We start from the raw sequence: 24,021 nt of genomic DNA, 5'->3' as shown, positions 1-24,021 counted from the left end.
CGCGCCGGTCAGTGACCCTTCGTCAGTGCACCGGTGCGGGAGCGGATCTGATCATGCGTCAGATAGGAGTCGGTGTACTCGAAGTCGCGCAGGGTGGCCGGGCGCCGGCTCTGGAATCCGGTACGGACGTAGTCGTCGCCCGCGGCCGCGTTCAGCAGCCAGTTGGTCATCGTACGGACCTTGGCGACATTGGTGCGCAGCGCCATCAGGTGATAGCCGCGCGCCACGGCCTGGGCCGGGAGACCGGTCAGTTGCAGTCCCAGGGGGCGGGACACGGCGTCCCGGCCGCCGAGGTCGACCACCAGACCCATGTCCTTGTGGACGTAGGAGCGCAGGGCGGTGCCGCGCAGGGCCGCCGCCACGTTCTCGGCGGCCGTCCTGCCCTGGCGCTGCGCGTGCTGCGCCGTGGGCGGGCAGACGGCGTCCTCGCCCTTGGTGAGGTCGGGCACGGCGGCGGCGTCGCCCAGCGCGAAGACACCGTCGGCGCCGGGCACGGTGAGCCGGCTGGTGACCGTGAGCCGGCCCCGTACGGTCTCGGCGCCCAGGGTGGCGACCAGCGGACTCGCGGTGACGCCCGCCGTCCAGACGAGGGTGCGGCAGGGCAGCGCGCGGCCGTCGGTGAGGGTGACCAGCTCGGGGTCGACCTTGGCGACCGAGACGCCGAGGGACACCTCGATGCCGCGACCGCGCAGGACGCGCAGGGCGTCCGCGCCGAGCTTGTCGCCCAGCTCCGGCATCAGCTTGGGCGCCACATCGACGATGTGCCACTTGATCAGCCGCGTGTCCAGCCGGGGGTAGCGCCGGGCCGCCGCCATGGTGACGCGCTGGAGGCAGGCCGCGGTCTCGGTCCCCGCGTAGCCCCCGCCCACCACGATGAACCGCAGCCGGGAGGCGCGCTCGGCCTCGTCGGTCGCCGCGTCCGCCAGATCGAGCTGGGCGATGACGTGATCACGCAGATACGCCGCCTCGGCCAGCGTCTTCATGCCCAGCGCGTGCTCGGTCAGGCCGGGGATGTCGAAGGTCCTGGTGACGCTGCCGGGCGCGAGGACGAGATAGTCGTACGGTTCGTCGACGATCTCGTCGGTGATCTTCTTGACCACACACACCTTGGCGTCCGTGTCCACACCGATGGACCCGCCGGGGATGACGCGCGTGTGGCGCAGCCCGCGCCGCAGCGAGACCGCCACGGACTGCGGCGTGAGCACCCCGGAGGCGACCTGGGGCAGCAGGGGCATGTAGAGCTGGTAGCTGAAGGGCGCCACCAGGGCGATCCGCGCCTGCTCGGGCGAGAGGAGGTGTTCCAGGCGGCGGGCGCACTCGACTCCGGCGAAGCCGCCTCCGACGATGAGGATCCTTGCTCGTGTCATGGTCCCTCTTCTGCTCGCTCCGCGAGAGTTCCAGTCCCCGGCGTCCGGCATTCGGGGGTAACCGGGCCCGTACGGATGAAACGCGGCCGAAGGGGACCCGGCCGGCACCCGGAGCGCGGTGGTCGCACCGGGTGCCGCCGGGTGTCATTCCGCGATGTGGATGAGACGGGTCGGGCACATCATGGCCGACTGCCGCACCTCCTCGTGCGTCCCCTCGGGCGGCTCGTCCTGGAGCAGCAGGACGATGCCGTCGTCCCCCTGGTCGAAGACATCGGGCGCGAGCATCACACACTGGCCCGAGCCCACACACTTGTCGGGTTCGATGCTGACACGCATGGCGGACACACCTCTCTTCCGGGCTCCGGTCACCAGGTGACGGGCAGTTCGTAGACTCCGTAGACCATCGCGTCGTCCTTGAACTGGAGTTCGTCCAGGGGCGCGGCGAGGCGGAGTCCGGGGATGCGGCGGAAGAGGGTGCCGTAGACGATTTCGAGCTCCAGGCGGGCCAGGTTCTGGCCGATGCACTGGTGGATTCCGTAACCGAAGGCGAGGTGGTTACGGGCCTCCCGGCGGATGTCCAGGGTATCGGGGTCGTGGAAGACGGCCTCGTCGTGGTTGGCTGCGTTGTTGAGGGCGAGGATGCCCTCGCCGGCCCGGATGGTGGTGGTGCCGACCTCGATGTCCTCCAGGGCGACGCGGGCGGTACCGGAGTCGGAGATCGAGAAGAAGCGCAGCAGCTCCTCGATGGCCCTGGGCAGCAGGGCCGCGTCGTTCTTGACGGCGTCGAGCTGCTCGGGGTGCTCCAGCAGCGCGAGCACACCGAGCGCGATCATGTTGGCGCTCGTCTCGTGTCCGCCGACCAGCATCAGCCGGGCCATGGTCACGATGTCGGTGTGATCGGCGACCGGCTCGGCGCGGTTCTTCTCGATGAACCGGCTGATCAGATCGTCACCGGGCGCGTTCTCCTTCGTGGTGACCAGCTGGTCCAGATACCTGTCCAGACCGGCCACCGCCGCCCCGTACTCCTCCTGGCTGATGTCGCGGTTCATCATCAGCGCCGACCACTCCTCGAACTGCTTGTGGTCCTCGTAGGGGACCCCGATCAGTTCGCAGATGACCAGCGAGGGCACCGGCAGGGCGAGGGCGGTCACCAGATCCACCGGGCCGCCCGAGGCGAGCATCGCGTCGATCCGCTCGTCCACGATCTCCTGGATCCGCGGCCGCATCTCGCGCACCCGGCGCGCGGTGAACTCGGGGATCAGCATGCGGCGCTGGTCGGTGTGGTGCGGCGGGTCCATGGACAGGAGCATCAGCCGGACGGACTGGAGCATCTCCTCCGGAATGTGGAACTGGTGCGGATAGCCGGGGAGTTTGAGATTGGAACTCACCCGGGCGTCGCCGAGCACCTCCTTGACGTGCTCGTGCTTCGTGACCAGCCAGGTGGGCTTGCCGTTGACCTTGAGGGTGGCGCGGGAGACCGGCTCGGTCTCCCGCAGCTTGGCGTACTCCTGCGGCGGCGCGAACGGACAGGTGCGCACCATCGGGAAGGCGGGATGCTGCTCCGCCACCTCGTCCCGGGTGCCTTCGGCGGACTGGGTCATGGGTGCCCTCTCGAATCGGAACGGGGTGCCGGTGCGGCGGTGGCGCGGGGTGCCGGTGCGGCACTCACCAGGTGACGGGCAGCTCGTAGACGCCGAAGACCATCGCGTCGTCCTTGAACCTCAGCTCCTCCAGGGGCGCGGCGAGGCGGAGTCCGGGGAGGCGGCGGAAGAGGGTGCCGTAGACGATTTCGAGCTCCAGGCGGGCCAGGTTCTGGCCGACGCACTGGTGGATTCCGTAACCGAAGGCGAGATGGCTGCGGGCCTCCCGGCGGATGTCCAGGGTGTTCGCGTCGGGGAAGACCGACTCGTCGTGGTTGGCGGAGTTGTTGAGCGGCAGGATGCCCTCGCCGGCCCGGATGGTGACGCCGCCGATCTCGATGTCCTCCAGGGCGACGCGGGCCGTGCCGGAGTCGGAGATGGAGAAGTAGCGCAGCAGCTCCTCGACGGCCTTGGGGAGCAGCGACGGGTCCTTCCTGACCGCGTCGAGCTGGTCCGGGTTCTCCAGCAGGGCCAGGGTGCCGAGCGCGATCATGTTGGCGGTCGTCTCATGACCCGTGACCAGCATCAGCCGGGCCATGCTGACGATGTCGGCGTGGGTCACGGCCGGCTCGGCGCGGTTCTGCTCGATCAGCCGGCTGATCATGTCGTCGCCCGGATCGGACTCCTTGGTGGTGACCAACTGGTCCACATACTGGTCGAGTTCATAGTGCGCGACGCCACGTTCCTCGTCGCTGATGTCGTGATTCATGATCTGCCAGGCCCAGATCTCGAAGCGCTCGTGGTCCTCGTAGGGCACCCCGAGCAGCTCGCAGATGACCAGCGAGGGGACCGGCAGGGCGAGGGCGGTCACCAGGTCCACCGGGCCGCCGCCGGCGAGCATCGTGTCGATCTGGTGGTCCACGATCTGCTGCACCCGCTCCCGCAGCGCACGCATCGAGCGGACACTGAACTCCGGCGCCAGCATCCGGCGTTGCACCGTGTGGTCCGGCGGATCCATCGACAGGAAGGTGAGCGGCACCGCCTGGAGCATCTCCTCGGGGACCGGTACCTGGAGCGGATAGCCGGGCAGCTTCAGATTCGCGGTCACCCGCGAGTCGCCGAGGATCTTCTTGATGTGGTCGTGCTTGGTGATCAGCCACGCGGGCTTGCCGTTGACCTTGAGGCTCGCGCGGGAGACCGGCTCGGTCTCCCGGAGCTTCGCGTACTCCTCCGGCGGGCTGAACGGGCAGGCGCGCGCCATCGGGAACGCCGGATGCCGCATCGTGTCGTGGTCCTGTTCGGCTGGTTGGGTCATGATGCCCTCTCGAACTCGATACGTCGTACGCGCGGACACGGCGGGCAGCCGCCCGTGGCGGTGCCGGGCACGGTGCCTTCCGACCGCTGCTCGCACGCTAAACAGCACACCGCCCGGATCACACCCCTATACCCCCCTGGCGCGCTCCGCCGCTGGTCCCGGGCTTCCCCGGACCCGGACGGGTCGTATCGCCAAGCCCCCTACGGGTAGGGGCTGTTAGGGGTCCAGATGCGTGGCGCCGCCGGGTTAGCGTCGTCCCGGATCACGGTTCCGTGCATCCTCCGGATCAGGTCTGTCGAGTGAGGTGGTCACCGTGTCCCCGGACCCCAGCGCGAAGGGCACCGTCCCCTTCGGGGAGTACCGAACGTGGTACCGGGTCACCGGTGACCTCGGCAACGGCCGGCCGGCCGTCATCGCCGTGCACGGCGGCCCCGGCAGCACCCACGACTATCTGCTCAGCCTGGCCTCGCTCGCCGAGAAGGGCTGGCCGGTGGTCCACTACGACCAGCTCGGCAACGGCGGATCGACCCATCTGCCCGACAGGGAAGCCGACTTCTGGACGGTGGAACTCTTCCGCGCCGAGCTGGACAATCTGATCGCCGAACTCGGCATCGGCTCCGACTACGTCCTGTTCGGACAGTCCTGGGGCGGACTGCTGGCCGCCGAGCACGCCAAGGCCCGGCCGGCCGGACTGCGCGGGCTGGTGATCGCCAACGCCCCCGCGTCGTACCCGCTGTGGCTCAGCGAGATGGCGGTGCTGCGGGCGGCGCTGCCGCCCGGCGTGCAGGAGACACTGCTGCGGCACGAGGCGGCCCGTACCACCGACACCGACGAATACCTGACGGCCATGCGGGTCTTCTACGACCGCCATGTGTGCCGGCTCCAGCCGTGGCCGCGCGACTTCCTCTCCTCGTTCATGGAGATCTACAACGACCCGACCGTGTACTACACGATGAACGGGCCGAACGAGTTCCATGTGATCGGCACCCTCAAGGACTGGGGCGTCATCGACGGACTGCCGTCGATCGAGGCACCGACCCTGCTGCTCGGGGGCCGCCACGACGAGGCGACCCCGGTGACCATGCAGCCGTACTTCGACCACATCCCCCGGGTGCGCTGGGAGATCTTCGAGAACTCCAGCCACCTTCCGCACCTGGAGGAGCCGGAGCGGTTCGACGAAGTGATGGTCGAGTTCCTGAAGAGTCTGTAGCGGGACGCGAGTCCGTGCTGAGAGAGGGAGGCAAGGCCGTGGCGAACGAAACAGCGATCGTCTTTCCCGGTATGGGCCCGTCCGCCTTCGCCGACGTCGGCAGGTTCATGGTGGTCAACCCCTACGCCAGGAAGCTGGTCGCCATCGCCGACGAGGTGCTCGGCCACTCGCTGGTCGACGCCTTCCGGGAGGCCGACGGCGACTACTCGGAGGCCGCCCAGGTCGCGTTCCTGGTGAACTGTCTCGCCTCCGCGCACTGGGCCACCCGCGCCCTGTCCGTCGAACCGGCGATGTGCGTGGGCGCCAGCTTCGGCGAGAAGGCCGCCATCGCCTACTCCGGAGCGCTGCCGGTCGCCGAGGCCATCCGGATGACCGTGGAACTCGCCCGCTGCATGGACGAACACTTCCGCCACGAACACACCGACATCGTCTGCCTGTCCTTCGTGCGCACACCCGAGAAGGAACTCGACGCGATCCGCGCGGAACTCGACGCGGAGGGCGAGTGGCACGACATCACCTGCTACTTCGACGAGGGCTTCTACATGCTCGCGCTGCGCGAGGGGCTGGTGCCCCGGCTCCAGAACCGGCTGCGCGCGGTGGGCGGCATGTCGCTCTACACCATGCGACCGCCCATGCACTCGGCCGCGTTCGGCGCGCTGCGGGACAAGGCCGAGCGGGAGGTCCTGTCCACCCTCGACTTCCGTGACCCGCACCTGCCGGTCGTGGCCGACCAGGACGGCACCGTCGTCGACACCGCCGACGGCATCCGCACCATGCTGCTCGACAGCTTCGTGCGCCCCCTGAACTGGCCGGAGGCCGTGGCCGCGCTGAAGCGGTCCGGTATCCGGCGGGTCTGTGTCGCGGGACCGGACAGCCTGTTCGGCCGCGTCCCCTGTACGACGAGCAACTTCGAGGTCATCCCGGCCAATCCGCGGCTTGCGATGACACCGCGGCGCCGGGTCGGCGCCGCGTGATCACACCGACCCTTTGGAGTCAGCATGTGGGACGACCAGTTCGAAGAACTGCTGCGCAGGTTCCTGCCCTTCCTGCCGCCGCAGGAGCCGCTGGAGAGCGACGTCAAACTCCGTGACCTGGGGCTCGACTCGCTCGGCACCGTGGAGCTGCTCGGCAATCTGGAGAACGCCTACCAGGTGCGCTTCCTGGACGGCGCGCTGACCATGGAGACGTTCGAGACCCCCGGCGTCCTGTGGAAGACCCTTCAGAACATGCTCCAGCGCACCGCCGGATAGCGGGACACCGACGGTGAGGGCCCCGATGGACGAGATCGACAACGACGCGGCCGGCGGCGTCGACGGCAGCACCCACGACACACTGCCCGGACGGTTCCTGCGCGGACTGGCCAAGTCCCCCGACCGGGTCGCCGTGCGGTCCGGCGAGGTCACGCTGACCTACCGGCGGCTGCACGAGCGCGCCCTGCTGCTGGCGGGTTCGCTGCTGGCCGCGCTGGACACCCGGCCGCCCGCCGTCGGCGTGCTGGCGGGCAAGGGGGCCTCGGCCTACGCGTCGGTCCTCGCCGGTCTCTACACCGGGATCACCATGGTCCCGTTGCAGCCCGCCTTCCCGGCCGGGCGCACCCTCCGGATGATCGAGGCGAGCGGTGTGCGCGCGTTGATCGCCGACGACGACTCACTGCCCGCGCTCATCGCACTGCGCGACCTCGGTGTGGACCTCCCGGTGCTGTACGGGCCGGCCGGGGCGCAAGCGGACGGGGACGGGGCGGACCACGAGGGAGCGGAACACACCGCGACCGGCCGGCTCAGGACCGTACCGCTCGATCCGGCCGCCGCGCTGACGGAACCGAGGCCGGTACGGGCCGAGGACACCGCGTACATCCTGTTCACCTCGGGCTCCACGGGCCGGCCCAAGGGCGTGCCGGTCACCCACGCCAACACCGCGCACTACTTCGGTCTGCTCGACGAGCGCTACGACTTCGGGCCCGACGACGTGTTCTCGCAGAACTTCGATCTCAACTTCGACTGCGGGATGTTCGACCTGTTCTGCGCCTGGGGCGCCGGCGCCACCCTGGTGGCGCCACCGCCGCAGGCGTTCCGTGACATGCCCGCCTTCGTCGCCGCCCACGGACTGACCGTGTGGTTCTCCACCCCGAGCGCCATCGCGCTGATCCGGCGCATGGGCGGCCTGTGTCCCGGATCGATGCCCTCCCTGCGCTGGAGTTTCTTCGCGGGGGAGGCACTGAGCTGCCAGGACGCCGAGGACTGGCACCGGGCCGCGCCCGGCGCTGCGCTGGAGAACCTGTACGGACCCACCGAGCTGACCATCACCATCAGCGCCCACCGGTGGACCGGCGAGCGCGGACTCAACAACATGGTGCCGATCGGCTCGGTGCACGCCGGACACGACGTCCTGCTGCTCGACCCGCCGGAGGACGCCCCGGGCGGTCCGGCCGGCGAGGAGAGCGCCACCGAGGGCGAGTTGTGCATCGCGGGCCGCCAGCTCACCCCCGGCTATCTCGACCCGGCCGACGACACCGGCCGGTTCTTCCACCGGTACGGCAAGCGCTGGTACCGCACCGGCGACCGGGTCAGCCGCGCGGACGACGGTGTGCTCCAGTACCTGGGCCGCAAGGACGCCCAGGTCCAGGTGCACGGCGTACGGGTGGAGCTGGCCGAGGTGGACGCCGCGGTGCGGGCCGGCGACGGGGTGCAGGACGCGGTCACCGTGGCCGTCCCCGCCGACGGGTCCGTGGAGCTGGTGGTGTTCTACACCGGCACCCCCGTCCCCGCCGTCCGGCTGGCCCGTGACGCACGCGCGGTGCTGCCCGCCGCGGTCGTCCCGAGGAAATACGTGCATCTCGACGAGTTCCCCCTGAACTCGAACCGAAAGACAGACCGCCGGAAGCTCGCCCTCCAGGCCGCGACGACCGTCGACCGAGACGGCCCGTCCCCCGGCTCCGCGCGAGGGCTCTGAGGAAAGGTAGTACGGGGCGCCGTGAACCGTAATTCGACATCGGAAGCCCGGCCTGACGTGCTGGTGCACCAGGTGCTTGACGAGGCGACAGCGGACACCGGTCCCGGCGCCGTCGCGGTCTGCGACCGCGACGGACGGTGGACCTACCCCGAACTCGTCGCCCACAGCCACGCGGTCGACGCGTGGCTGGAGTCACGGGGGATCGGCCCCGGCGACCGGGTGCTCGTCCAGGTGCCGAGCACCCGCGAGCTGGTCGCGCTGTTCTACGGGGTCTCCCGGCGCGGTGCGGTGTTCGTGCCGGTCAACACCGGCATGAAGGACTACCACCTGCGCTCCGTCCTCACCAACTGCGAACCCCGGCTGGTCATCGCCGCCGACGCGTCGGTGGCCACACTCGGCACGTTCGCACCGGTCACGGTCCTCGGGCTCACCGAGGTCTGGGACGAGGTCTCCGCGCTGTTCACGGCGGGCGCCCGGGCGGCCACCGCTGTGGAGACCGGGCCCGAGGACATCGCGGTGCTCGTCTACACCTCGGGCAGCACCGCCGCGCCGAAGGCCGTCATCTGCCCGCACGGCCGCATGGTCTTCGCCTCGGAGGCCATCAATCTCGAACTCGGCTACCGCCCCGACGACGTGGTGTTCTGCCGGTTCCCCATCTCCTGGGACTACGGGCTCTACAAGATCCTGCTGTCCGCCCTCGGCCGCTCCGAACTGGTGCTCGCCGACGGCGAGTCGGACCTGGTGCTGCTGCGCCGGATCCGCGAGTCCGGGGCGACCGTGGTCCCCATCGTGCCGTCCCTGGCCACGATGATCTGCTCCCTCGCCGAGCGCGAGCCGGAACAGGTCTCGCGGGTACGGATGTTCACCAACACCGGCGCCGCCCTGCCCAAGCAGACCGCCGACGGGCTGCGGGCCGCCTTCCCCGGCGCCGAGGTGGTGCGCCAGTTCGGCCAGACCGAGTGCAAGCGCATCTCCGTGCTCCCGCCCGAGTTCGAGGACAGCAAGGCCGACTCGGTCGGCCGGCCGCTGCCGGGAACGGCCGTATTCATCCTCGACGAGACCGGGACCGAGGTGCCCGTCGGCGAGACGGGCGAGATCGTGGTCGAGGGACCGCATGTCATGCCCGGCTACTGGCGCGCCCCGGAACTCACCGAACGCACCTTCCGCCCCTCACCGGTCGACGGCCGGCGGCGGCTGCACACCGGTGACTACGGCCATGTGGACGAGGACGGCTTCCTGTACTACGAGGGCCGCCGCGACGACGTGTTCAAACGCAAGGGCGTGCGGATGAGCACCACCGAGATCGAGGCCGCCACGATGGACATCCCCGGTGTCCGGGCCGCCGCCGTACTGCCGCCCGCCGGCGACCGCGACCTCGCGGTCTTCGTCGAGGGCGAGGTGCAGCCGCACACCGTGCTGCGCGAGCTGTCCCTGCGGCTGGAGCCGGCCAAGGTGCCGGGCGTCTGCCGGGTGATCGACGAGCTGCCACTGACCCTGCACGGAAAGCACGAGCGCAAGCAGCTCGCCCTGATGCTCGAAAGGACCCTGTCGTGACCGGCCACACCGAACTCGCCAAACGCTTCGGCACCCCGTCGTACGTGTACGACCTCGACCGTGTCGCGGCGGCGAAGCGCGACCTGTTCGCGGCGCTGCCCGACGAGGTCGACGTGTTCTACGCGGTGAAGGCGAACCCGCACCCCGAGATCGTCCGGGAGATGGGCGTCGGCCAGGAGCGCGGCGCCGCCCGGCGGCGCGGCTGCCGGGCGGAGATCAGCTCCGTCGGGGAACTGACCGCCGTCCTGGACGCCGGGCTGTCCGCCGACGAGGTGCTGTACACCGGACCGGGCAAGACCGACGAGGAGATCGCGGAGGCGCTGGCCCGGGGGGTGCGGCTGTTCTCCGTCGAGTCCCTGGGCGACCTGCGGCACATCGGCGCGGTCGCGGTGGGCCTCGGAGTCGTCGCGGACTGTCTGCTGCGGGTGAACAGCGCCAGCGCCAGCGCGTCGACCAGCATCCGGATGACCGGTGTCCCCTCGCAGTTCGGCTTCGACAGCGAGACACTGCCGGGGCTGCGCGAGGAGCTGACCTCCGTCGCCGGAACGGGCGTGGCCGGGCTGCACTTCTTCCCGCTCTCCAACTCCGCCGACGAGCCGAGCCTCATCGCCGAGTTCCGGCACACCATCGCCCTCGCCGCCCGGTTGCAGGACGAACTCGGCATCACCTTCCGGTTCGTGGACATCGGCGGCGGTTTCGCCGCGCCCTACGCGGTGACCGGCGAGCGGCCCGTCTACGGCGAGCTGCGCGCCGCGCTGGCGGAGAGCCTCGACACCCACTTCCCCGGCTGGCGCGACGGCGGCCCGCGCATCGCCTGCGAGTCGGGACGCTATCTGGTCGCCGACAGCGGCACCCTGCTGGTCGGTGTGGTCAACCTCAAGGAGAGCCGCGGCCGGCGCTTCGTGATCCTCGACGGCGGGATCAACTCCTTCGGCGGGATGTCCGGCCTCGGCCGTATCCTTCCGGTCTCCGTGCGACCGTACGAGACCGGGGCGCCGCACGAACAACTCGCGAGCCTCGTCGGTCCGTTGTGCACCCCGGGGGACATTCTCGGGCGGGACATCGAACTGCCCGCGCTGGCGCCGGGAGACACCGTCGCCATTCCCAACGCCGGTTCCTACGGGGTGACGGCCAGCCTGCTGATGTTCCTCGGCAGGCCCGCCCCCGTCGAAATCGTCGTCAGGGGCCCGGAGGTCGTATCGGCCTCCCGCATTCAGCACATTCGTGACTACGAACCGGGACGGGGGCTGTGATGAGCACAGCGGTCAACAGGGGCGAGACGGTCGTCGTCGCCGGCGGGACATCGGATTCGCACACCTGGAATCTGGTCTTTCTGCAACTGCTGCTGGAGGAAATGGGATTCGACGTGGTCAATCTCGGCCCGTGCGTACCCGAGGACCTGCTGATCGCGGAGAGCCTCGCCCGCCGGCCCGCCCTGCTCGTGCTGAGCAGTGTCAACGGCCACGGGTACCAGGACGGAATGCGGATGATCACCCGGCTCCGGGAGCGCGCCGAGCTGAGCGCCCTCCCGGCGGTCATCGGCGGCAAGCTGGGCATCTCCGGAGCGCAGGACGCGGCGGAGCGGGCCAACCTGCTCCAGGCCGGATACGACGCGGTGTTCGACGACAGCGCCGGCGACATCGACACCTTCCGCCAGCTGCTCGACTCGCTCCCGCAGCGCACCCCGGCGTGACGGGCACCGGGTTCGGCGCCTTCGTGCGCCGGGCCCACGACGCGGGGAAGCTGGTCGTCCAGCCCCGGATGGGGATGAGCGAGCCGGACAGGATGCGGGCGGGGCTGCGCGCGACCCGGGACGCCCGGGCCACGACCGTCGGCACGATCACCCTGGACAGCTACACCCGGGTGGGCGATCTGGAGTCCGCCGAACTCGCCTTGCTGGAAGGGGTGTCGCTCAACGGCTACCCGATCGTCAGCCACGACCTCGCCACCACGGCCGGGGTCGTGGAGGGCCTGTACGGCGCCGGCTTCCCCATCCAGGTACGGCACGGCTCCGCCACCCCCGAGGCCATCTTCCGGGCGCTGATGACCGCGGGACTCGACGCCTCCGAGGGCGGGCCGGTCTCGTACTGCCTGCCGTACGGGCGGATTCCGCTCAGCGAGTCGATGGCCAACTGGTCGCGTTCCTGCGAGCTGTTCGTCCGCTCGCGCGAGGCCGGGATGGACCCGCATCTGGAGACCTTCGGCGGCTGCATGCTGGGCCAGCTCTGCCCGCCGAGCATGCTGGTGGCGATCAGCGCGCTGGAGGCGCTGTTCTTCCACCGGCACGGAGTGCGCTCCATCTCGGCCAGCTACGCGCAGCAGACCAACGCGGACCAGGACGCCGAAGCCGTGGCGGCCCTGCGCCGGCTCTGCGCCGAACTGCTGCCGGGCGCGGACTGGCACGTGGTCGTCTACGCCTACATGGGCGTGTACCCCGTATCGCCACAGGGCGCCTACCGGCTGCTCGGCCGGGCGGCGGAACTCGCCGCCGGATCGGGTTCCGAGCGGCTCATCGTCAAGACCGTCGCCGAATCCGTCCGTATCCCCACGATCGAGGAGAATGTCGGGGCGCTGGAATACGCGGCGGAGGCGGCGGCCCGCACCCCGGTCGAGCCCGCCGACTCCGACTCGCAGACGTACGCGGAGGCGGCGGCGCTCGTCGACGCCGTACTGAACATGGCGCCGGACCTCGGCACCGCGCTGCTGCTGGCCTTCCGGCGCGGATATCTCGACATCCCCTACTGTCTGCACCCGGACAACGGCGGGCGCAGCAGAAGCTATATCGACAGCGAAGGCCGGCTGCGCTGGGCGGATATCGGGAAATTGCCCCTGGGTGGTCTGGTGGACACCCTGGGGGCGCGCGCCATTACATCCGGCGAACTTCTGGAGTCCCTTTCCTATATCCGCCGGAAGTTCGACTGCGAAACGACCGTGTGACCCGTAGGGGTACGTAAGGGTGTAGCCCCTCTTTGGACGTCACTACCGTGTGGAAAAACGGTTTCGGCCGAAAGTGGAGATGCGTGGATGAACGAGTCCGGTTCCAGTTCCCGTCCCGATTCAGCACTGGCACGGCTGCTGGCCACCACCCCGCCGTCCGAGCATCACAGGGTCGTGCTCGACCTGGTGCACACCTGCGCGCTGGCGGCGCTCAGGACAGCGCGCCCCGACACGGCCGACACACTGGACACCACGCTCTCCTTCGCCGAGCTGGGCTTCGACTCGCTCGCCGCGGTCGATCTGCACCGCAGGCTGAGTGAGCACACCGGCCTCGAACTCCCGGTGACACTCGCCTACGACTGCCCGACCCCCGGGGCACTCGTGGAGCGGCTGCTGACCGGGGCGTTGGGCGCCGGGGCCGCGACCGTGGCCCCGGTGCCCGCCGAAACCGCCGGTGGCGAGGCCGACGAACCCATCGCGGTCGTCGGCATCGGCTGCCGCTTCCCGGGCGGGATCGACACGCCCGACGCGTTGTGGCGGCTGCTCGCCGACGGCGGCGAGGTGCTGTCCGCGTTCCCCGACGACCGGGGCTGGGACCTGGCCGGGATGTTCGACGAGGACCCCGACGTACCCGGCAAGAGCTATGTCCGCAGCGGCGGATTCCTCGACACCGCCACCGAGTTCGACGCCGAATTCTTCGGCATCAGCCCGCGCGAGGCGCTCGCCATGGACCCGCAGCAGCGGGTCGTGCTGGAGACCGCCTGGCAGGCGCTCGAACACGCCGGGATCGACCCCACCGCGCTGCGCGGCACGGCGGCCGGGATGTTCTTCGGCGCCGAGGTGCAGGAGTACGGTCCCCGGCTGCACGACGCGCCCGACGGCCTCGACGCCTACCTGATGACCGGGAACGCCTCCAGTGTCATCTCCGGACGCGTCGCCTACGTGCTGGGCGCCCAGGGCCCGGCCGTCACCGTCGACACCGCCTGCTCCGCCTCGCTGGTCGCCATCCACCTCGCCTGCCAGTCGCTGCGCCGGGGCGAGTCCTCGCTCGCGCTGGCCGGCGGGGTCGCGGTGATGGGCGGCCCCGGTGTGTTCACCGCGTTCAGCAGGCAGCGCGGGCTCGCCCCCGACGGCCGCTGCAAGGCGTTCGCGGCCGCCGCCGACGGTACGGGCTTCGCCGAGGGCGCGGGCGTCCTCGTCCTCGAACCGCTCTCCCGGGCACGGCGGCTGGGCCACCCGGTACTGGCGGTGGTCCGCGGGTCGGCCATCAACCAGGACGGCGCGAGCAACGGACTCACCGCGCCGAGCGGCGCCTCGCAGCAGAGCCTGGTCCGCCAGGCCCTGGCGAATTCCGGGCTGACCGCCGACGAGGTCGACGCCGTGGACGCGCACGGTACGGGCACCACCCTCGGTGACCCCATCGAGGCCAACGCGCTGATCGCCACCTACGGCCGGCAGCGTCCGGCGGACGAGCCGCTGCTGCTGGGCTCGGCCAAGTCGAACCTGGGGCACACCCAGGGCGCCGCCGGTGTGGCCGGTGTCATCAAGATGATCCTCGCCATGCGCCACGGCTACCTGCCGAAAACACTGCACATCGACACACCGAGCCCGCACATCGACTGGTCGGCGGGGTCCGTCGAGCTGCTCACCGAGGGCAGGCCCTGGCCCGACCGGGGCCGGCCGCGCAGGGCCGGGGTGTCCTCGTTCGGCGTCAGCGGCACCAACGCCCACCTCATCGTGGAGCACACCGAGGGCCCCGAGCACCCGGACCTTTCGGAGGCACCGGAGCGTCCGGACCGCCACACCGCGCCGGACGATGCCCCCGGCGTACTGCCGTTCGTCCTCTCGGCACGCGGTGAACAGGCGCTGCGGGCCCAGGCGTCCGCGCTGCTCCCCCTGGCCGACGAGGCACCGCTCACCGATCTGTCGTACTCCCTGGCCACCACGCGCGCCGCCCTCCAGGACCGCGCCGTGGTCGTCACCGAGGACCGCGACGCACTGCGGGCCGCGCTCACCGCGATCGCCGCGGGATCGCCCCACCCCGACGTGGTGACCGGCGCCGGCTCCGGGGCCGGCGCCGGGGGAGCGGGTGGGAAACTCGCCTTCCTCTTCACCGGACAGGGCAGCCAGCGCCTCGCCATGGGGCGGGAACTGGCCGACCGGCACCCGGTGTTCGCCGAGGCGCTCGACGAGGTGGCCGGCTATCTGGACATGCAACTCGAACTTCCCCTGCACGAAGTGCTGTTCGCGGAGCCGGGCTCGAACCTGGCGGAGCTGCTGCACACCACCGAGTACGCCCAGCCCGCGCTGTTCGCCGTCGAGGTCGCCCTGTTCCGGCTGATGGAGAGCTGGGGCGTGCGCCCCGACTACCTGGCCGGACACTCGATCGGCGAGCTGGCCGCCGCGCAGGTGGCCGGAGTGCTGACACCGGAGGACGCGGCGATCCTCGTCGCCGCGCGCGGCCGGCTCATGCAGGCGCTGCCCGCCGGCGGCGCGATGGTCGCCGTGGAGGCGAGCGAGGCCGAGGTGACGCCGTCGCTGACCCCCGGCGTCGCCGTCGCGGCGGTCAACGGCCCCGCCTCCGTGGTGCTGTCCGGCGCCGAGGACGAGGTGGAGCGGATCGCCGAGGCTCTCGCCGGACGCGGGCTGCGCACCAAACGGCTGCGGGTCAGCCACGCCTTCCACTCGCCGCTGATGGAGCCGATGCTCGACGAGTTCCGCCGGATCGCCCAGGTGCTGGACTACGCCGAGCCCACGATCCCCGTCGTGTCGACGGTCACCGGAGAGCCGGTGGGCGCCGAACTGAGCACCCCCGAGTACTGGGTGGAGCAGATCCGCGCCCAGGTCCGCTTCCTGCCCGCCGTCCGCAGACTGGAGAGCGCGGGCGTCCGCACCTTCCTGGAGATCGGCCCCGACGGGGTGCTCAGCGCGATGGGCCAGGAGTGTGCCGAGAGGCCCGAGAGCGCCTTCGCACCGCTGCTGCGCAGGGACAGGCCCGAGGAGTGCGAAGCGGTCTCGGCCCTCGCGACGGCCCACGCGCGCGGCGCCCGCGTCGACTGGGAGCGATTCCACGCCGGACGCGGCGCGCGCCGCGTCGAGCTGCCCGTGTACGCCTTCCAGCGCCGCCGGTTCTGGCTGGAACAGGGCTCGGCCACCACGGACACGGCCGACCTCGGCCAGCTCGCCGCCGGCCATCCGCTGCTCGGCGCGGTCGTCGCCGTCGGCGCCGACGGCGTGGTGCTCACCGGACGGCTGTCGACGCGCGCCCAGCCCTGGCTGGCCGACCATGTGATCTCCGGCCGGGTGCTGTTCCCCGGCACCGCTTTCGTGGAACTGGCCCTGCGCGCCGGGGAACAGGTGGGCGCGGGCGCGCTGGAGGAACTCACCCTCGGCGCACCGCTGGTGCTGCCGGCCGACGGCGCCGTCGCGGTACAGGTCGCCGTCGCCGAGCCGGACGAGGCGGGCCGCCACCCGCTGACGATCCACTCCAGGGCCGAGGGCGCCGAGGCCGGGCCGTGGACCCGGCACGCCACCGGTGTGCTCGCCGCCGCCACCGACCCCGCCCCGGCGGCGCGGGCCGCCTGGCCGCCGCCGGGCGCCGAACCCCTCGACCTCACCGGTGTCTACGACGCCCTCGCCGCCCAGGGATACGGATACGGGCCCGCCTTCCAGGGCCTGCGCGCGGCCTGGCGGGACGGCGACGACATCTGCGCCGATGTCGCGCTGGACGACGGGGCCGCGCCGGAGGCGGCCGGGTTCGGCCTGCACCCCGCCCTGCTGGACGCGGCGCTGCACGCCTCCGACCTGGGCGCGCCGCCCCGCTCCGAGGTGCTCGTCCCGTTCGCCTGGAGCGGGGTGCGGCTGCACGCGGTCGGCGCCTGCGCGGTGCGGGTGCGGATCTCCCGCACCGGCCGGGACACGCTGGCCCTCGAACTCGCCGACGCCACCGGGGAGCCGGTGGCCACCGTGGGGGCCCTCGTGTCCCGGCCGGTGCCGGACGGCGACGTGCTCTACGCGGTACGGCCGGTGCCGCTCGGCCCCGTCAGCGCCCCGCGCGCGCAGGACGGTACGCCGCGGATCGCGCAGTGGGACCCGGACCTCGACGCGCTCGCCGGATCCGGGCCGACACCACCGGACGCCGTGGTGCTGCGGGTCGCGGACCACCCCGGAGCCGACCGGGGCGGGGCGGTCACGGAGGCGGCCAGGGCCGCCACCGGGGCCGTACTGTCAGCCCTTCAGCAGTGGCTCGCCGACGACCGGTTCGGTGAGGCCCGGCTCGTCGTGGTGGTGAACCGGTCGTCGGCCCACGCGCCGGTCCTCGGCCTGGTGCGCTCCGCGCAGGCCGAGAACCCCGGGCGCGTCGTGCTGCTGACCCACGAGGGCGCGCTCCGCGAGCCGGAGCTGACCGCCGCGCTCGCCACGCGGGAGCCGGAACTGATCCTGGCGGAGGGCGAGCTGTCCGCGCCCCGGCTCACCGCCCTGCCGCCGGCCGCCCGCCCGGCCCCGGAATGGGGCACCGTCCTGATCACCGGGGGCACCGGCGGACTGGGCGCGCTGGTCGCCCGGCATCTGGTGCGGGAACACGGCGTACGCTCCCTGGTCCTGGCCAGCCGGAGCGGAGCGGCCCCCGAGCTGCACGCGGAACTGACCGCTCTCGGCGCCGAAGTGACCCTGGCCGCATGTGATGTGAGCGACCGCCAGGCGGTGGCGGCGCTGCTCGACGCGCACCCCGTCGACTCGGTGGTGCACGCCGCCGGCGGTGTGCGCGACGGGGTGATCGGCTCCCTCACCGACGAGATGATCGACGAGGTGTTCCGGGCCAAGGTGGACGGCGCGTGGCATCTGCACGAGCTGACCCGGGACCGGCCGCTCTCCGCCTTCGTGCTCTTCTCCTCGCTCGCCGCCGTACTGGACGGCGCCGGGCAGGGCAACTACGCGGCGGCCAACGCCTTCCTCGACGGCCTCGCCACCCACCGCGCGGACCTCGGGCTGCCGGCCACCGCCCTCTCCTGGGGGCTGTGGGCGACCGACACCGGCATGGGGGCGGCGCTGGACACGGCCGCGCTCGCCCGCATCGCCGGGTACGGCCTGCCGGGACTGAGCGCGGCGCACTCGCTGCGCCTGTTCGACGCGGCGGTGCGGACCGGCGAGCCCCGGGTGGCGCCGGTCGAGGTGGACACCGCCGCCGTACGCGACCGGGCCGACGGCATCCCGCCGCTGCTCGGCGCGCTGGTCCGGCCGGCGACCCGGCGCGCCACCGCCGCCAGGGCGCGGCGCGCGGCCGGGGCCGACAGCGCGCTGGCCGCGCTGCCGCCCGCGGAGCGGGACCGTACCCTGCTCGAACTCGTACGGACCGAGGTCGCGGCCGTCCTGCGCCACGAGGGCGCCGCCGCCATCGACCCGCACCGGGCGTTCACCGAGATCGGCTTCGACTCGCTGTCGGCGGTCGAACTGCGCAACCGGCTCAACTCCGCCACCGGGCTGACGCTGCCCGCCACGCTCGTCTTCGACTATCCCGCGCCCCGGGCGCTCGCCGACCACATCCGCGACACACTCTTCGGCGCCGAGCCGGCCGCCCCGGCGCCCGTCGTGACCACGGCCGCCCCGGACGAGCCGATCGCGATCGTCGGGATGAGCTGCCGCTATCCGGGCGGCGTCAGCTCGCCCGAGGAGCTGTGGCGACTCGTCGCCGACGGCGTCGACGGCGTGTCCGGGTTCCCCGCCGACCGGGGCTGGGACACCGAAGCGCTCTACGACCCCGAGCCGGGAAAGCCGGGCAGGACCTACACCCGCGAAGGCGGATTCCTCTACGGGGCGGCGGAGTTCGACGCCGACTTCTTCGGCATCAGCCCGCGCGAGGCCGTCGCCATGGACCCCCAGCAGCGGCTGCTGCTGGAGGTCTCCTGGGAGGCGTGCGAGCGGGCCGGGATCGACCCCGCCACCATCCGCGGCACCAGCACCGGTGTGTTCGCCGGGGTGATGTACCACGACTACGGCACCTGGCTCACCGACGTACCCGACGATGTCGCCGCCTACTTCGGCAACGGCAACCTCGGCAGTGTGGTGTCGGGCCGGGTGGCCTACGCCCTCGGCCTCGAAGGCCCCGCGGTCACCGTGGACACGGCCTGCTCGTCGTCGCTGGTCACCCTGCACCTGGCGGCGCAGGCGCTGCGCCGGGGCGAGTGCTCGCTCGCCCTGGTCGGCGGGGTGACCGTGATGTCCACCCCGGACACCTTCGTGGACTTCAGCCGGCAGCGCGGGCTGGCGGCCGACGGCCGCTGCAAGTCGTTCGCGGCCGGAGCCGACGGCACCGGCTGGGGCGAGGGCGCCGGCATGCTGGTGGTGGAGCGGCTCTCCGACGCCCGGCGCAACGGCCATCAGGTCCTCGCCCTGGTACGCGGCAGCGCGATCAACTCCGACGGCGCCTCCAACGGGCTCACCGCGCCCAACGGCCCCTCCCAGCAGCGCGTCATCCGCGCCGCCCTGGCGGGCGCCGGACTGACGGCCGCCGAGGTCGACGTGGTCGAGGCACACGGCACGGGCACCACCCTGGGCGACCCGATCGAGGCGCAGGCCCTGATCGCGACGTACGGGCAGGAACACACCGACGACCGCCCGCTGTGGCTGGGCTCCATCAAGTCGAACATCGGTCACACCCAGGCCGCCGCCGGTGTGGCCGGTGTGATCAAGATGGTGATGGCCATGCGCCACGGCACCCTCCCCAAGACCCTTCATGTGGACGCGCCTTCGGACCAGGTGGACTGGTCGGCCGGGGCGGTGGATCTGCTCACCGAGTCCCGGCCCTGGCCGGCCGACGGCGATCCGCGCCGGGCCGCCGTGTCCTCGTTCGGGATCAGCGGCACCAACGCGCATGTGATCCTGGAGGAGGCGCCCGAGCCCGGCACCGCAACCGCCGAAACCCCGGCCGGCCCCCCGGCGTCCGGCCTCGTCGCGCTGCCGGTCTCCGCGCGCGGCGCCGACGCGCTGCGCGCCCAGGCCGACCGGCTGCGGACGAGCACGGCCTCGGTACCGGACCCGGTGCCCCTGCCCGATCTGGGCCACGCGCTCGCCACCACCCGGACCGCGCACACCCACCGCGCGGTGGTCATCGCCGCGGACCGCGCCGCGTACGACACGGCGCTCGCCGCGCTGGCCGAGGGCGCGTCCGCGCCCGGCCTGGTCACCGGCGCCGTCGCCGAGGGCGGCCTCGCCTTCCTCTTCTCCGGCCAGGGATCGCAGCGCCCCGGCGCGGGACGGCAGTGGTACGAGACGTTCCCGGTCTTCGCCGAACACTTCGACCGGGCCGCCCGCCATCTCGACAAGACGCTCGAACGCCCGCTGGCCGAGGTCGTCTTCGGCGAGGACGCGCAGACGCTGGGCCGGACGGCGTACACCCAGGCCGCGCTGTTCGCGACCCAAGTGGCGCTGTTCCGGCTGCTGGAGTCCTTCGGCCTGCGCCCGGACGCGCTGGCGGGCCACTCCATCGGTGAGTTCGCCGCCGCGCACGTCGCCGGTGTGTGGTCGCTGGAGGACGCGGCCACCGCCGTCGCCGCCCGGGGCAAGCTCATGCAGGCCCTCTCCGAGGGCGGCGCGATGGTCGCGATCCAGGCCACCGAGGAGGAGATACGTCCCCTGCTCGGCGCGGGCGTCGGCATCGCGGCCGTCAACGGACCGCGCTCCGTGGTGGTGTCGGGCGACAGCGAGCCGGTGCTCGAACTCGCCGCCCGCTTCCCCACGTCCAAGCGGCTGAAGGTCTCGCACGCCTTCCACTCGCCGCGCATGGACCCCATGCTCGACGCGTTCCACGAGGTCGTCGCCGGTCTCACCACCGCCGATCCCGTCATCACCGTCGTCTCGACGCTGACCGGCCGGGCCGCCACGGCGGCGGAGCTGCGCTCGCCCGAGTACTGGGTGCGGCATGTGCGCCGGACGGTGCGGTTCGCTGACAGCGTCGACACCCTGCTCGCCCAGGGTGTCTCCACCTTCCTGGAGCTGGGGCCGGGAGCCGTTCTCACCGCGATGGGCCAGGAGTGCGCCGAGGGCCGCGCGGAGGGGGCGGCGGCGGCCGAGGCGGTGTTCGCGTCGGTGGCCCGCAAGGACCGGCCCGAGGTGCCCGAACTGCTGGGCGCGCTCGCGCTGGCGCACACCCGCGGCGCCGAGGTCGACTGGTCGCCGCTGCACGGCGGCCGTACCGGGCGCCGGGTCGACCTGCCCACCTACCCCTTCCAGCACCGCCGCTTCTGGCTCGACGGCCCCGTCGCGAAGGGCGACGCGGGCGGACTCGGCCAGTCGCCGGTCGACCACCCGCTGGTGAGCGCGGAGATCAGGCCGGCCGCCTCCGACGGCGTCATCCTGACCGGGCGGCTCTCCGCCGCGACCCACCCGGCGCTCGCCGACCACGCGGTGTTCGGCACCGTACTGCTGCCGGGAACGGCGCTGGTCGACCTGGCGATCCGCGCGGGTGACGCGCTCGGCCTGCCGGTGCTGGAGGAACTGACCCTCCAGACACCGCTGTCGCTGCCCGCACGCGGAGCCGTACAGCTCCAGGTGGTCGCGGACCCGGACGGCGGGGTGGAGATCTTCTCCCGGCCGGAGAGCGCCGCGCCCGCCACCGGCTGGACCCGCAACGCCACCGGAACCCTGACGGCCCGGAGCGCCGGCCGGCCCGAGCGGCTCACCGCGTGGCCGCCGCCCGGCGCCGTCCCGGTCGATGTGACCGGGCTCTACGAGCGGCTGTACACCGACGGATACGAGTACGGGCCCGTCCACCGGGGGCTGCGCGCCGCCTGGCGACGCGGCGGCGAGGTCTTCGCCGAGCTGGGACTGCCCGGATCGGCGGCCCAGGAGGCCGCACGCTACGGGCTGCACCCCGCCGTACTGGACTCCGCCCTGCACGCCACCACCCTGTTCGAGGACGCCGAGCAGGCGGCGGACGGCCAGGTCCTGCTGCCGTTCGCCTGGCACGACGTCGCCCTGCACGCCACCGGGGCCCGCGCCGCCCGCGCCAGGCTCGCCCGTGACGCCACCGGCCGGGTGCGGATCGAGCTGGCCGACGAGGGCGGGCTGCCCCTCGCCACCGTCGGGGGATTCGTCACCCGGCCGGTGACGGCCGAGCGGCTCGGCGCACCCGGCGACTCGCTCTACGCCGTGCACGAGGTGCCGCTGCCCGGTCCGGTCGCGGCCGCCGCCGGGCCGCGCGACTACGCGGTGCTCGGCGCCGGCGACCTGGGCCTCGGACTGCCCGTCCACCCCGATCTCGCCGCGCTCGCCGAGGCCGGGCCGGGCGCGCCGCCCCGGGTGGTGCTGCTGCCCGTGCCCACGGGAACCGGCGAGCCGCCCGAGGCCGTACGGTCGGCCCTCACCGCCGTGCTCGCGCAGCTGCGGCCGTGGCTCGGCGACGAGCGGTTCGCCGCCTCGACCCTGGTCGTGCTCACCGGATCCGGCCTCGCCGACGCGGCGGTACGGGGACTGGTGCGCGCCGCGCAGGCCGAGGACCCGGGCCGGGTCCTCCTCGCCGACGCAGGGGACGCCCCGCTCTCGCTGCCGGCGCTGGCCGCCGCGCTGGACTCCGGGGAGCCGGAGGTGGTGCTGCGCGGCACCGAGGTCCGCGTACCGCGCCTCGTCGCGGTCACCGCCCCCAAGACACCCGGCGCCGAAGCGACCGCCCCCGGAGCGACCGCCACCGAAGCGACCGCCACCGCCCCGTCCGGCGGCGGCCGGGACTGGGGGACCGTCCTGATCACCGGCGGCACCGGCGGCCTCGGCGCGCTCGTCGCCCGGCACCTGGTGCGCCGCCACGGCGCCCGCAGCCTCGTCCTGGCCAGCCGGCGGGGCCCCGAGGCCCCCGAGGCCAAGCGCGTCCAGGACGAGCTGGCCGAACTCGGCGCGCACGCCGAGGTGGTCAGCTGCGACGTCGGCGACCGCGCGTCGCTCGCCGCGCTGCTCGCCGCGCATCCGGTGGACAGCGTCGTGCACACCGCGGGCGTCCTCGACGACGCGCTCATCGGATCGCTCACCCCGGAGCGGTTCGACACCGTGCTGCGTCCCAAGGCCGACGCCGCGTGGCACCTGCACGAACTGACCAGGGAGCGCGGTCTCGCCCACTTCGTGCTGTTCTCCTCGTCCGCCGGCACACTCGACGCCACCGGGCAGGGCAACTACGCGGCGGCCAACGTCTTCCTGGACGCCCTGGCCGAACTCCGCAGGGAGCAGGGGCTCCCGGCCCTCTCCCTGGCCTGGGGGCTGTGGCGGGAGGCGGGCGGCATGGGCGGACAGCTCGACGCGGCCGACCTCCAGCGCATCGAGCGCTCCGGAATCGGCGCGCTGGACCGGGCCGAGGGGCTCGACCTGTTCGACGCCGCGCTGCGCGCCGACCGGGCCACGCTCGTACCCGTACGGCTGGACCTCGCGGCGCTGCGGGGACGCGGCGACGCCGTCCCCGCCGTACTGCGCGACCTGGCCGGGCCGGTGGCCCGGCGCGCGGCGCGCGGCGCACACCGCGACCCCGGGGCCGCCTCCGCCGTGCCCGCGCTCGTCCAGCGGCTGGGCGCACTGCCCGCCGCCGACCACGAGCACGCGGTGCTCCAGGCGGTACGGGGCGAGGTGGCCGCCGTCCTCAACCACGAGGGCGCCGCCGCGATCGAACCGAGGCGCGCCTTCACCGAGTTGGGCTTCGACTCGCTCGCTGCGGTGGAGCTGCGCAACAAACTCAACGCGGTGAGCGGACTGCGGCTGCCGTCCACCATGATCTTCGACTACGCGACCCCGGTGGCGCTGGCGTCCTATCTGCTGGAGCGGCTGGCGCCGGAACCCACCGAGCCCGCCGGACCGGCCGAGGACGCCGACGACCTCCGGCTGCGCGAGGTGCTCGCGGGCATTCCCATGGCCCGCATCCGTGCGGCCGGTCTGCTCGACACCTTGCTGAAGCTGTCGGAGCCGCTGCCGGAGCAGACCGGGGCGGCGACCGCCGCCGATCCGGCCGCACAGGACACGAGCGCGGCGATCAAGGGCATGGACATCGCCGCTCTCGTCCGCACCGCGCTCGACCACAGCGACGCCAAGTAACCAGCGACGTACGGCAATCAGCGGCGCCAGGAAATCAGCGACGCC

General features: G+C 72.6%; 13 protein-coding genes. 9 read left to right on the top strand and 4 right to left on the bottom strand.

What is annotated here, in order from left to right; genetic code table 11:
- Positions 1-8 precede the first annotated feature (8 nt).
- The 4 genes from ACFY6S_RS04635 to ACFY6S_RS04620 all read right to left on the bottom strand — a co-directional run bounded on the left by ACFY6S_RS04635 (position 9) and on the right by ACFY6S_RS04620 (position 4,262).
- Positions 9-1,367 (bottom strand): NAD(P)/FAD-dependent oxidoreductase, encoded by a 1,359-nt coding sequence (locus ACFY6S_RS04635; RefSeq protein WP_388822756.1) that lies wholly within the window; start codon positions 1,365-1,367, stop codon positions 9-11.
- Positions 1,368-1,511: 144 nt separating this feature from the next.
- The gene (locus tag ACFY6S_RS04630) at positions 1,512-1,703 is read right to left on the bottom strand and encodes a ferredoxin (protein WP_388822754.1); all 192 of its coding nucleotides are present in this window, start codon (positions 1,701-1,703) and stop codon (positions 1,512-1,514) included.
- 29 nt (positions 1,704-1,732) lie between these two features.
- Positions 1,733-2,968 (bottom strand): cytochrome P450, encoded by a 1,236-nt coding sequence (locus ACFY6S_RS04625; protein WP_388822752.1) that lies wholly within the window; start codon positions 2,966-2,968, stop codon positions 1,733-1,735.
- A gap of 64 nt (positions 2,969-3,032) precedes the next feature.
- Positions 3,033-4,262 carry a cytochrome P450 gene (locus ACFY6S_RS04620; protein WP_388822750.1) on the bottom strand — a complete coding sequence of 410 codons (1,230 nt, stop codon included), beginning with the start codon at positions 4,260-4,262 and terminating at the stop codon, positions 3,033-3,035.
- Positions 4,263-4,575: 313 nt separating this feature from the next.
- On the opposite strand from ACFY6S_RS04620, the gene ACFY6S_RS04615 reads away from it, so the two are divergent.
- From ACFY6S_RS04615 to ACFY6S_RS04575, 9 genes are all read left to right on the top strand, one after another.
- Entirely contained in the window at positions 4,576-5,472 is an 897-nt protein-coding gene (locus tag ACFY6S_RS04615) for a proline iminopeptidase-family hydrolase (protein ID WP_388822748.1), read from the top strand.
- A 38-nt stretch (positions 5,473-5,510) separates the two neighbouring features.
- Positions 5,511-6,446, top strand: a complete 936-nt coding sequence (locus ACFY6S_RS04610) for an ACP S-malonyltransferase (protein WP_388822746.1) — start codon at positions 5,511-5,513, stop codon at positions 6,444-6,446.
- A 24-nt stretch (positions 6,447-6,470) separates the two neighbouring features.
- Positions 6,471-6,722: a phosphopantetheine-binding protein gene (locus ACFY6S_RS04605; protein ID WP_388822744.1), complete on the top strand. Its 252-nt coding sequence runs from the start codon at positions 6,471-6,473 to the stop codon at positions 6,720-6,722.
- 25 nt (positions 6,723-6,747) lie between these two features.
- Positions 6,748-8,421: an AMP-binding protein gene (locus ACFY6S_RS04600; protein ID WP_388822742.1), complete on the top strand. Its 1,674-nt coding sequence runs from the start codon at positions 6,748-6,750 to the stop codon at positions 8,419-8,421.
- A gap of 21 nt (positions 8,422-8,442) precedes the next feature.
- On the top strand, positions 8,443-9,975 hold the full coding sequence (locus tag ACFY6S_RS04595) for an AMP-binding protein (RefSeq protein ID WP_388822740.1): 1,533 nt from the start codon (positions 8,443-8,445) through the stop codon (positions 9,973-9,975).
- On the top strand, positions 9,972-11,228 hold the full coding sequence (locus ACFY6S_RS04590) for a type III PLP-dependent enzyme (protein WP_388822738.1): 1,257 nt from the start codon (positions 9,972-9,974) through the stop codon (positions 11,226-11,228). Before ACFY6S_RS04595 ends, ACFY6S_RS04590 begins: the two co-directional genes overlap by 4 nt.
- Entirely contained in the window at positions 11,228-11,668 is a 441-nt protein-coding gene (locus tag ACFY6S_RS04585; protein WP_388822736.1) for a cobalamin B12-binding domain-containing protein, read from the top strand. Before ACFY6S_RS04590 ends, ACFY6S_RS04585 begins: the two co-directional genes overlap by 1 nt.
- Entirely contained in the window at positions 11,665-12,912 is a 1,248-nt protein-coding gene (locus ACFY6S_RS04580; protein ID WP_388822734.1) for a methylaspartate mutase, read from the top strand. Before ACFY6S_RS04585 ends, ACFY6S_RS04580 begins: the two co-directional genes overlap by 4 nt.
- 87 nt (positions 12,913-12,999) lie before the next feature.
- Positions 13,000-23,976 carry an SDR family NAD(P)-dependent oxidoreductase gene (locus ACFY6S_RS04575; protein WP_388822732.1) on the top strand — a complete coding sequence of 3,659 codons (10,977 nt, stop codon included), beginning with the start codon at positions 13,000-13,002 and terminating at the stop codon, positions 23,974-23,976.
- The last annotated feature ends 45 nt before the right edge of the window (positions 23,977-24,021 follow it).

The sequence above is a fragment of the Streptomyces sp. NPDC012835 genome (genome assembly GCF_042900885.1).
In the GTDB taxonomy this organism is placed as follows: Bacteria; Actinomycetota; Actinomycetes; order Streptomycetales; family Streptomycetaceae; genus Streptomyces.
Note: the sequence above shows the minus strand (reverse complement) of the source record. Positions and strands in the feature narration are given on the sequence as shown.

Excerpts from the sequence above, each read along its gene's own strand:
- ACFY6S_RS04635 (WP_388822756.1), bottom strand. The coding sequence starts at position 1,367 with ATGACACGAGCAAGGATCCTCATCGTCGGAGGCGGCTTCGCCGGAGTC.
- ACFY6S_RS04630 (WP_388822754.1), bottom strand. The coding sequence starts at position 1,703 with ATGCGTGTCAGCATCGAACCCGACAAGTGTGTGGGCTCGGGCCAGTGT.
- ACFY6S_RS04625 (WP_388822752.1), bottom strand. The coding sequence starts at position 2,968 with ATGACCCAGTCCGCCGAAGGCACCCGGGACGAGGTGGCGGAGCAGCAT.
- ACFY6S_RS04620 (WP_388822750.1), bottom strand. The coding sequence starts at position 4,262 with ATGACCCAACCAGCCGAACAGGACCACGACACGATGCGGCATCCGGCG.
- ACFY6S_RS04605 (WP_388822744.1), top strand. The coding sequence starts at position 6,471 with ATGTGGGACGACCAGTTCGAAGAACTGCTGCGCAGGTTCCTGCCCTTC.
- ACFY6S_RS04600 (WP_388822742.1), top strand. The coding sequence starts at position 6,748 with ATGGACGAGATCGACAACGACGCGGCCGGCGGCGTCGACGGCAGCACC.
- ACFY6S_RS04585 (WP_388822736.1), top strand. The coding sequence starts at position 11,228 with ATGAGCACAGCGGTCAACAGGGGCGAGACGGTCGTCGTCGCCGGCGGG.
- ACFY6S_RS04575 (WP_388822732.1), top strand. The coding sequence starts at position 13,000 with ATGAACGAGTCCGGTTCCAGTTCCCGTCCCGATTCAGCACTGGCACGG.